Below are 10,486 nucleotides of genomic sequence, written 5' to 3'. Positions count from 1 at the left end.
AAAGAAGAGTGATATGAAAGCAATAAATATATATACATATTCTAGAATACAAGAAAATATGGCTACTGAGTTTGAAAATATTTTGTCACAAAGGTCAAAAAAGTTAAATGTGAAGGTACAAGAGTTTATTGCGATAAAAACTCTTGTCGATTTATTGCGGAATATGGAGACAGAGATAAAATATTTTGAAAATTTTTTTACTTCTTTTCATTATAAATGATGAATTAATGGGAGCGGAATTAAAGAAGAAAGTTGTGAGAAATGGTCTAAAATTATTGCAACTAATATGTGGTAAAGCCTGTGCTGGTAGCAGCATCGGTTAAAAATATAGAAATGCTAGACTTTAGCAGAGTAATAAGATAAAATAGAATTAATTATTTTTTGTCAGTACAAAGGTTAAAGGAGTTAGAAAAAATGTATGAAATCATGAGTGCAGATGAAGCCATCCGTCTGATCAGGGATGGAGACTGTATCTGTGTCAATTCATTTGTAGGAATAGAGAACCCGACAGAACTTCATGAAGCAATCTACCGGAGATATCAGAAGATGCAGTCTCCTACACATCTGACGATTGTATCCAGTGCGGGATTCGGCGTCTGGGATGAAGAACATAATGCAGAAGGATATATCAGAGAAGGTGCAGTAGACAAACTGATCTGTGGACATTTCGGAGCCATGATGAGCACAAAGAAACTGGTGCTGGAGGACCGTTTTGAAGCGTATAATCTTCCCCTTGGATGTATTTCTCATGCAATCCGTGCACAGGCCGGAGGTCTGCCGGGAGCCCTTTCGAAAGTCGGACTGGATATATTCGTAGATCCAAGAAGAGAAGGACCTGGTATTAACCGCATATCCATCGATGATTCACTGGTAAAACATGTAGAAGTAGACGGGGACGAATTCCTGTATTACAAGCTTCCGAAGATTACGATCGCACTGATTAAAGGAACAGCAGCAGACAGAAAGGGAAATATCACATTCGATGATATGTTTATGTCCGGCGATGCTCTTTCCATCTGTCAGGCGGTAAAGGCAAACAGGGGAAAAGTTATCGTACAGGTAGACCGTCTGGTTGATACACCGTCGCGTCCACGTAACGCCATTATTCCGGGATGTCTTGTAGATGCAATTGTTGTGGCAGAGCCGGAAAAGAGAAACGAAGCGTATACGGCGCTTACGGGAAGCTTTGAGATTCCTTACAAGGACTGGTATACATGGAGTGAAAAGATCGAGAATGTATCGACCAAACCAAAAAAGAACAGTGTGACGGGCAATATCATTGGTAAGAGAGCTGCACAGGAACTTCGGGTGGATGATATCGTGAATATCGGAATCGGTATCCCAGAGATGGTATCCCGGTATGCGAGAAAGAGCGGCATGCTGGATATGGTAACCCTTACGGTAGAGTCAGGTGGTATCGGCGGATTTCCTGTATCGGGAGAAGCATTTGGAGCTATGATTGGTGCAGCGTCAGTCTATGATATGGCGAACCAGTTCGACTTATATGATAACGGAGGACTGGACATCTGCTTTATGGGAGCTCTGGAAGTTGACAAATATGGCAACATCAATGCACACAGAGGACCGGGTGCATTTGCCGGAATCGGCGGATTTGCAAATATTACGGCAAAGACACCGACGGTTGTGTTCTGTATGACATTTGATGCCAAAGGTCTGGAGGTTACGCAGAAAAAAGGAGTGGTGACGATTCAGAAAGAAGGAGAAATTGCTAAGTTCGTAGAGAAGGTCAACAGTGTAAGCTTCTCTGCAAAGCGAGCGATTGAAAACGGACAAAAGGTATTGTATGTAACAGAACGCTGTGTGTTCAGACTGACACCAAAAGGCTTAAAACTGATCGAAGTCTACCCAGGAGTAGATATGCAGAAAGATATTCTGGACAGGCTGCCGTTTGAGGTGGAGATTTAAATTGGGATTTATTTAATTCAGGAAGGCACGACGACCCGGACCTGCATAAAAAGTAGGAAGCCGTTCCTGTTCAGGTTCCGTCGGCGGGAAATACTAAAGCGTCAAAATTATGCTAAAAACGGGCTTCCGAAATTTGCAACTTGCCATTCGGCTCAAACAGGCAAATTTCGAAAACCCAACGCATAATTTTGACGCTTAACTATTTCCAACACCTTCTTCACATTTATTAACATTCACAGCCAGTCACGACTTGAAGGAAACAATAGATAAGGATTATTGTGAATGTGGAATGCCGTTAGAAACAATTAGAGAGTCAGAAGCACTGTTAAAGGAACGAAGCGAACGTGTTTGAGGCGAACGCCGAGTTTGAGCGTAGTTCCTTTGCTTTTAGGTGATTCAGACTCTCTTAGTGTTTCTTATGGTATGGAACCTGAACAAGAAGCCTTATCTATTGTTTCCTTCAAGGACTGAGAGGCCGCTTCTCCAGTTAATAAATTAAATCCCAAGAATTACAGAATATCAATATATTCTCCGGCCAAAGCTTTATTCATACTTCTGACTGCACAGAATTTTCCGCACATACTGCAGGTATCACTATGATCATCTTCCGGGCTTCGGCTGTCACGGATGGCTTTGGCTGTTTCAGGGTCTAATGCACAGGCATACTGTGCGTCCCAGTCAAGTTTCTGACGTGCTTCAGCCATTTTATCATCAATATCACGTGCTCCGGGAACACCTTTGGCGATGTCGGCAGCATGGGCAGCAATCTTGGAAGCAATGATCCCCTGTTTTACGTCATCTACATTAGGAAGCGCCAGATGTTCTGCAGGTGTTACATAACATAAGAATGCAGCACCATTCATAGCAGCAACTGCACCACCGATAGCGGATGTGATGTGATCGTAACCTGGAGCAATATCCGTAACAAGAGGGCCAAGTACATAGAACGGAGCACCCATGCAGATACTCTGCTGTACTTTCATGTTGGCAGCAACCTGATCAAGCGGTACATGTCCCGGTCCTTCTACCATTACCTGTACATTGTGGTCCCATGCACGTTTTGTAAGTTCTCCAAGACGCACAAGTTCTTCAATCTGGCATACATCGGTAGCATCGGCCAGACATCCAGGGCGGCATGCATCACCAAGGGAGATAGTAACATCATATTCTTCGCAGATATCAAGAATCTCATCATAGTGTTCGTAGAAAGGATTTTCTTCTCCGGTCATACACATCCATGCAAATACAAGACTTCCGCCACGGCTTACAATATTCATTTTACGTTTGTGTTTTTTTATCTGTTCAATCGTTTTACGTGTAATTCCGCAGTGAAGTGTGACAAAGTCCACACCATCTTCTGCGTGAAGACGGACAACGTCGATGAAGTCCTGCGCAGTCAGAGTTGCAAGATCTCTCTGATAGTGGATGACACTGTCGTATACAGGAACAGTACCGATCATAGCAGGACATTCATGTGTCAGTTTCTGGCGGAATGGCTGTGTGTTACCGTGGCTCGATAAATCCATGATGGCTTCAGCACCAAGATTTACAGCGCTCATAACTTTTTCCATTTCAATATTGTAATCCTTACAGTCGCGGGATACACCAAGGTTTACATTGATCTTGGTACGGAGCATGCTTCCGACACCCTCCGGATCAAGGCTGGTGTGATTCTTGTTGGCACAGATTGCAACCTTGCCTTCTGCAACAAGTTTCATAAGTGCTTCTGTTGTCATGTTTTCTTTTTTTGCTACAATCTCAATTTCAGGAGTGACAATTCCTTTTCTTGCAGCATCCATCTGTGTTGTGTAATTTCTCATGTGTTTGCCTCCGTTAAAAAATTAAATATAAGGTTATAATGCGTCAGCAAAAACACACAGATTTCGATGCAGGGAAACATTTCTCTACACAGATCTGAGGTTCATAAAAGAACTATGAAATTACTGACGCCTATATCAGATGGGAAAATCTGATACTTGTGTATGCGGTACAAGGTGGTGTCCCCAATGTACCGTTTCTAAACAACTCTTAACGAGTCGTTTTTATCATAGCCATTACGCCGCTTTTGTTCAGCGCTGTAATCAGCAGAAATGCAAGAATGCTTCCTGCAATAGTAGAAATCAGAAATGGAACTACATAGACGAAGATCCCGGCAGGAGTGATTCCCATAATATATACTGCAACAGGATAAGCAGCCAGGCCGCCAAGAATTCCTGTGCCGAGTGCCTCTGCAAGACAAGTCAGGCTGAGCTTGTGGCAAATGGAGTATACAAGTCCACAGCAAAGTGCTCCAACCATACTTCCGGGAAAAGCCATCATGCTGCCAAGACCAAGTAGATTTCGTAACAGGCTGGCACAAAATGCAATTCCTACACTGTACCAGGGTCCTAACGTGACTGCTGCCAGGATATTAATAATATGCTGTACAGGTGCACATTTACTGCCTGCAACCGGAAAGCTTAAGAAACTTCCGACGATGGCAAGAGCCGTAAATACACCGGCAAGAGCCAGTCGTCTTGTCCGTGAAGAGTCTGATGATAAAGTTGTGTGTGTCATAAATAAACATTCCTTTCATAAAAAAATACCCTTCATTCATAAAGCGGATGGAGGGTACAAAAAGTAAAAAAGAAGAGATGCGGGGGCATCTCTGTCAAATCAATACATGGTATGAATCCCTCCGTTGGCATTATCCAAATCAGGTAAAGGGTCGAAACGGAATTACGCTTCCTCTCAGCCGGTTTTCTCCAGCTCCCCCCTGTTTATAAAAAACTTTGTTCAATCGTTATTATAGTCTGGCATATCGGAAAATGCAAGAAAATTTTTCTGCTGGTAAGAAGAAGAGGGGATTTCATATGCTGTTTAAAAAGTCTGGAAAAATATAAGGAATCTTCATATCCTACAGATTAAGTAATAAAAGTAAGAAAAGCGGAAGCTGGTGTAAAAAATAGTTTCTGCTTTTTGCGTTTCGGTTATTCTATAGATGTCGGATGATTTGATGTATACATGACATAGAAAGGTATGCTAAAATAGAAAAAGATGTTGTTATAAAAACTGTACTGGAAAAGAAGCAGCGTACAGACAGATGTATGGACTGGAGGTTCAAAAAAAGAATGAGAGAGAATAATCTAGAGAGGTTTATCAAAGCGCAGGAGTCAGAATTTAAGACAGCTCTTGCAGAGATTAAGAGTGGACATAAGAGAAGTTGCTGGATGTGGTACATTTTTCCGCAGATTCAGGGGCTGGGGAGTAGCGGTACTGCAATGTACTACGCTATTGAAGACTATGAAGAAGCTAAAGCATATATAGAAAACGCAGTGACAAATGCACATTTAAGAGAGAGCTCAGAGGCACTTTTGCAACTGGAATCAGATGATGCAACCAGAGTCATGGGATGGCCTGATGATCTGAAACTGCGTTCGTCAATGACGTTGTTTGCGCTGGCGGCAAAAGAGAATGAAGTCTTTCGGAGAGTACTGGATAAGTTCTTTGATGGAAAATTAGATGCGCAGACAGTAGATATCCTGGATATGAGATATCTGGTGATGAGAATTGATGAACCGGATTTTGGATGTGAAGGAAGACCGGACGGGGTAGAACCAATGGCTAAAGTAACCCTTCTGAAGCTGAAAAGTGAAGAAGAGATTCAGTTAGAGATTCCGGATGCGGAACTTTATCAGAAAGAGATTAATGAGGGCAATGAAGTGGCATTCAGTCCGGATAGGGTTATATTAAAACTTTCATAAACTATATGAAGCTATATGTGTGAAGCGTGGGGAGAACGTAAAAATGTGTGAAAAAGATCGCGTATGTGCTACATGAAAGGGGAGAGTGTAAAAATATGAAAAATAAAAAGGAAAAGAAGCAGGAAGAGGAAGAGCTGACCGGTATGGCGGCTGTATGGGATTATCTGAAAACATTTCTGATCATATTCTGTGTTGTATTTGCAATGAACAAACTGGTGTATATCAATGCCGTGATTCCATCGGAATCTATGCAGAATACGATTATGAAAGGAGACCGGGTGCTGGGAAACCGTCTGGCATATATCAAAGATGATCCAGAGAGATATGACATTGTAATCTTCAAATATCCAGATGATCCGTCCAAGATTTTTATCAAGCGCGTGATCGGACTGCCAGGAGAGACAGTTACCGTGAAAGACGGGAAGATTTACATTGATGGAAAAGAGCAGACACAGGCGGTAAGCTTCTGCCCGGAAGAGATGGCAGGAAGCTTCGGACCTTATGAAGTTCCGGAAGATAGTTATTTTGTAATGGGGGATAACCGGAACAATAGTCTGGATTCCAGATACTGGGATAACACGTATGTAAAGAAAGAGACAATTCTGGCCAAAGCAGGATTCCGGTACTGGCCGCTTAATAAAGTTGGATTTGTAAATAAATCTGCAGAAAAATAGTTGCAATTGTTTTCTGTGTTTTATATAATGAATAAAGTTTTGCGAGAAAAGGCTCTGAAGCGATATCAGGGTCTTTTCTTAACGTAAACACATAGAATGAAGATGAAAGATAGCGATATACACAGATGACGGAAAAGGAGGAAAACAGGATGGAAAAAGATATGACGGCCGGCACTCCCGGGAAGATCATTTTCAATTTTACAATGCCGATCTTTATCGGTAATATTTTTCAGCAGTTTTATAATATGGCAGATACGGTGATCGTCGGGAAATTTGTCGGTAATGCGGCACTGGCGGCGGTAGGAGCATGTGGAACACTGGTATTTCTGATCATTGGCTTCCTGCAGGGAGTTACGGCGGGATTTACGGTTGTTACAGCACAGCACTTCGGAGCCGGAAACATGAAGGCGATGAAGAAGTCTGTGGCATCCGGTGCGGTACTTACAGGGATCGTAACCGTTATTCTTACATTGCTGAGCATGATCAGTATGGCGAAGGTGTTGCATCTGATGAATACACCGTCAGACATGTATGGAGAAGCTTACGGATATATTATGGTCATTTGCGGCGGGATTGTGGCACAGGCACTTTACAATTATCTTGCAAGTGTATTAAGGGCACTAGGCGATAGTAAGCGTCCGCTTTATTTTCTTGTGATTGCAGCACTTTTGAATATTGTGCTGGATCTGGTGTTTATCATTGTCTTTAGAATGGGAGCGGCAGGGGCAGCCTATGCGACAGTGATCGCACAGGGAATTTCGGGAATCCTGTGTCTGCTATATATTGCAAAGAAGGTTCCCGCACTGTATCTTCATAGAGAAGACTGGGAAATAGATAAGAATCTGGCCGGATGGCAGCTGAAGATCGGACTTCCGATGGCATTCCAATATTCCATCACGGCGATAGGAACGATTGTTGTACAGTCTTGCCTGAATATCCTCGGTTCTACAGCTGCAGCCGGATTTGCGGCAGCAAGCAAGATCGAGCAGGTGTTTACGCAGGCCTACGTTGCGCTTGGTACAACGATGGCGACTTACTGTGCACAGAATATGGGGGCAGGGAAATATACGAGAATCCGTAAAGGATTTAAGAGTGCAACATTGATTGGATTTATTTATGCGGTTGTGACAGGTGTGATTATTTTCTTTGTCGGAAAATATATGACGATATTCTTTGTATCAGAGAATGTAAATCAGATCATGGAATATGTGGATATTTATTTGAGGTGTGTAAGCGTGTCATTCCTGCCTCTTGTTATTGTTAATTTGTATAGAAACGGAATTCAGGGAATGGGATATGGACTGCTTCCGATGACAGCGGGGATTGCAGAACTTGTCGGACGGAGCGGTGCATCGCTGATTGCATCACATTTTGGCAGCTATATGGGAATCTGTCTGGCATCTCCGGCGGCATGGGTGCTGGCGGGAACACTTCTTCTTATTATGTACTTTGAGATCATGAAAGGAAAGAAAGACAGAAATTTGAAAAATAGATAGAAAACTGAAAAGCAACTTGTTATAATAAAATGTACGAATGAACATAGAAACATTGATGGGTGAAACAGCATGAATCAAAGAGTAATAAAAAAAGTCCGCTGTAATATCTGTTCAGCGGGATGTCCGATCGATGCTTATGTAGAAGAAGGAACGCTTGTGTCGGTAGAAGGCAGCCGGGATCTTCCGGGGCAGAGTGGAGGATTATGTTCTAAAGGAGCTGCTTCCAGGCAGTATGTTTATAACAAAGACAGGATTCTGTATCCGATGAAACGGATCGGAAAAAAAGGAAGCGGGGAATTTGAACGCATATCCTGGGATGAAGCGTATCGGATGATTGCAGAGAATCTTCTCAGGATCAAAAAAGAATATGGTCCGCAGGCGGCAGCATTTTATGCGGGATATCCGAAATGGTACAGACCGGCACTTCTGCGGCTTGCCAATGCTTACGGGTCTCCGAATTACTGTACGGAATCCAGTACCTGTTTTCAGTCGGCGGCAATGGCATGGAAATCTATTTATGGAAATGACATCTGCTTTCCGGATCTGATGCATGCACAGACGGTTCTCGTATGGAGTAACAATCTGTATCATTCCAATGTGGGAATGGCAAGACCTTATCAGTCGTTAAAAGCACGTGGGGCGAAGATCATAGCCGTAGATCCAAGAGAGACCGTAACGACACAGGCAGCGGATATCCACTTGAAACTTCTGCCGGGAACGGACGGAGCACTTGCGCTGTCTATGGCACAGGTGATCATAGAAGAAGGGCTGTATGATAAAGAATTTGTAGAAAAATATGTATATGGTTTTGAAGAGTACAAAGCGTATGTGAATCAGTTTCCACCGGAAAAAGCAGAGAAGATCACCGGTGTAGATAAGAAACTGATCCGTGAAGCTGCCAGAATGTATGCATCTAACGGGCCTGCCGGGGTGATGTTTTCAGCGTCTCCAGTTGTACATAATATTAATGGAATGCAGAATTACCGGGCAGTGATGTGTCTGATCGCACTTACCGGCAACTATGATATTCCAGGTGGCAATCCGTCAAGACCGGGTCCGGTGTCTCCTTGCAATGAATATGGAAAAGTAAAACGGCTGGATACGATAGAAGCCATCGGTGAGAAAGATTTTCCGGCATGGTTTGATCTCCCGTGTGAGGAAGCGCAGTGTACAAGAATTGCAGATTATATTCTGAAGGAAGAACCATATCCGTTGAAAGCTGTGGTGGGATTCGGCCTGAACCATAGAATGTGGCCGGAGCCGGAGCATTTTCAGAAAGCATTAAAAGCGCTGGACTTTTATGTGAATGTAGATCTGTTTTTCTCGGATTCAAGCAAGATGGCAGACCTGGTTCTTCCGGCAGCGTCTTCCTTTGAACGAGATGTTGTGCTGAATGGACGGGGAGGAATGTTCTTCCTGTCAGAAAAAGCAATCGAACCGGTCGGAGAGGCGAAGAATGATATTGAGATCATGATCGGCATGCTTCGTGCCATGCAGTTACATGATGAAGCATTGGAACATGGCTATGAGAAATATATGGAATATATTTTGGAGCCATCCGGTGTCACACTGGAGGAATTGCGGGCGCATCCGGAAGGGGTAAAAGGACGTGTGATCATTCCGCCTGCATTTAAGAGATATGAAAAAGAAGGCTTTCATACACCATCCGGTAAGGTGGAATTTGTATCACAGATACTCGAACGTTACAAAGACAGCCACGGATATTCCGGACTTCCGGAATACAGAGATTTCCGTGAGGTGTCAGGCATGGACAGGGAAGCATATCCATTGATTCTGAATACTGGTTCCAGAAAACCACAGCTTTTCCATGCAAGAACATACCGGGTACCGTGGCTTGCAGGACTTGAAGAGGCAACACTGGTAGAAATCCATCCGGAAGATGCGAAAAAGTATGGTATTGCAGATGGTGACATGGTGAGGGTATCTTCCCCGGTGGGAAGTATCTGCGGAATTGCGGCGGTTTATCTGAACAGCCAGCCGGGAATTGTACACATCTATCATGGCAATGCAAAGGGTGAGGCAAATGATCTGATAGACAGAAATTATCTGGATCCAATTTCAGGATTCCCGGGATATAAAAGTTATTTCTGTAAAATCGAGAAAGAAAAAGGCGAGGTGAAGGCATGTGTTACCGATTAAAATTTGATCCGGATAAATGTGTCGGCTGTTATGCCTGTCATATAGCCTGTCTGGATGCACACCATGATGTGGAAGATGTAGATGCAAAGAGCCATCGGACGGTCAAAAAGGTAGTGAAAAATCAGTTTGAAAAGAATATCTGTCCGGGCTGTGCTCACTGCGGTATCTGTATCAAAGCCTGTCCGGTGCAGGCAATTTACAAAGATCCGAAGACTGGATTTGTACTGACAGACAAAGAAAAATGTATTGGATGTCATGCCTGCGAAAAGGTCTGCCCGAAAGACGTGATCCATTTTGACAAGGACGGAAAAATGGAAAAGTGTGACGGGTGTATTGAAAGAATCAGGGAAGGGCGGGAACCTGCCTGCGTCAGAGTCTGTTTTCCCGGTGCGATCACACTGGAATAAAGACGAATAGATAAAAAGGTGAGACTGATAAAAGTAAGAATAGATGAAACTGGATAAAACTAAGTAAAGAGAGATAAGGA

At 43.3% G+C, this 10,486-nt stretch carries 9 protein-coding genes and 1 riboswitch; of the genes, 7 read left to right on the top strand and 2 right to left on the bottom strand.

The window, feature by feature from the left end:
* Together NCY30_RS10965 and NCY30_RS10960 are read left to right on the top strand one after the other, a co-directional pair.
* Positions 1 to 220 (top strand): hypothetical protein (locus NCY30_RS10965; protein WP_250818744.1); only part of this gene is annotated, 220 nt, incomplete at its 5' end.
* A gap of 194 nt (positions 221 to 414) precedes the next feature.
* Positions 415 to 1,926: a CoA-transferase gene (locus NCY30_RS10960; RefSeq protein WP_022415432.1), complete on the top strand. Its 1,512-nt coding sequence runs from the start codon at positions 415 to 417 to the stop codon at positions 1,924 to 1,926.
* A 509-nt stretch (positions 1,927 to 2,435) separates the two neighbouring features.
* Here the strand turns inward: NCY30_RS10960 and thiC are convergent.
* Together thiC and thiW are read right to left on the bottom strand one after the other, a co-directional pair.
* Positions 2,436 to 3,746, bottom strand: a complete 1,311-nt coding sequence (gene thiC / locus NCY30_RS10955) for a phosphomethylpyrimidine synthase ThiC (protein ID WP_022415567.1) — start codon at positions 3,744 to 3,746, stop codon at positions 2,436 to 2,438.
* A gap of 208 nt (positions 3,747 to 3,954) precedes the next feature.
* Positions 3,955 to 4,482: an energy coupling factor transporter S component ThiW gene (thiW, locus tag NCY30_RS10950; protein WP_022415568.1), complete on the bottom strand. Its 528-nt coding sequence runs from the start codon at positions 4,480 to 4,482 to the stop codon at positions 3,955 to 3,957.
* A gap of 99 nt (positions 4,483 to 4,581) precedes the next feature.
* A riboswitch (TPP riboswitch) is annotated at positions 4,582 to 4,691 on the bottom strand.
* Between the two features lie 345 nt (positions 4,692 to 5,036).
* Between thiW and NCY30_RS10945 the strand changes: the two genes are divergently transcribed.
* The 5 genes from NCY30_RS10945 (at position 5,037) to NCY30_RS10925 (ending at position 10,406) form a co-directional block, all read left to right on the top strand.
* Entirely contained in the window at positions 5,037 to 5,669 is a 633-nt protein-coding gene (locus tag NCY30_RS10945; RefSeq protein ID WP_173732927.1) for a DUF1810 domain-containing protein, read from the top strand.
* Between the two features lie 95 nt (positions 5,670 to 5,764).
* Complete coding sequence (lepB, locus tag NCY30_RS10940; RefSeq protein WP_161158697.1) at positions 5,765 to 6,343, top strand: signal peptidase I; 579 nt, start codon at positions 5,765 to 5,767, stop codon at positions 6,341 to 6,343.
* 149 nt (positions 6,344 to 6,492) lie between these two features.
* Entirely contained in the window at positions 6,493 to 7,839 is a 1,347-nt protein-coding gene (locus tag NCY30_RS10935) for an MATE family efflux transporter (protein ID WP_055215549.1), read from the top strand.
* Between the two features lie 69 nt (positions 7,840 to 7,908).
* Positions 7,909 to 9,999: a molybdopterin-containing oxidoreductase family protein gene (locus tag NCY30_RS10930; RefSeq protein WP_250818743.1), complete on the top strand. Its 2,091-nt coding sequence runs from the start codon at positions 7,909 to 7,911 to the stop codon at positions 9,997 to 9,999.
* Positions 9,984 to 10,406: a 4Fe-4S dicluster domain-containing protein gene (locus NCY30_RS10925; protein ID WP_173732926.1), complete on the top strand. Its 423-nt coding sequence runs from the start codon at positions 9,984 to 9,986 to the stop codon at positions 10,404 to 10,406. The genes NCY30_RS10930 and NCY30_RS10925 overlap by 16 nt, the downstream gene beginning before the upstream one ends.
* Positions 10,407 to 10,486 lie beyond the last annotated feature (80 nt).

Origin of the sequence: Dorea sp. MB18-49, from assembly GCF_023669465.1 — a bacterium.
Lineage (GTDB): Bacteria > Bacillota > Clostridia > Lachnospirales > Lachnospiraceae > Dorea_A > Dorea_A longicatena.
The sequence above is the reverse complement of the archived record's forward strand: the minus strand, read 5'-3'. Positions and strand labels throughout refer to the sequence as shown.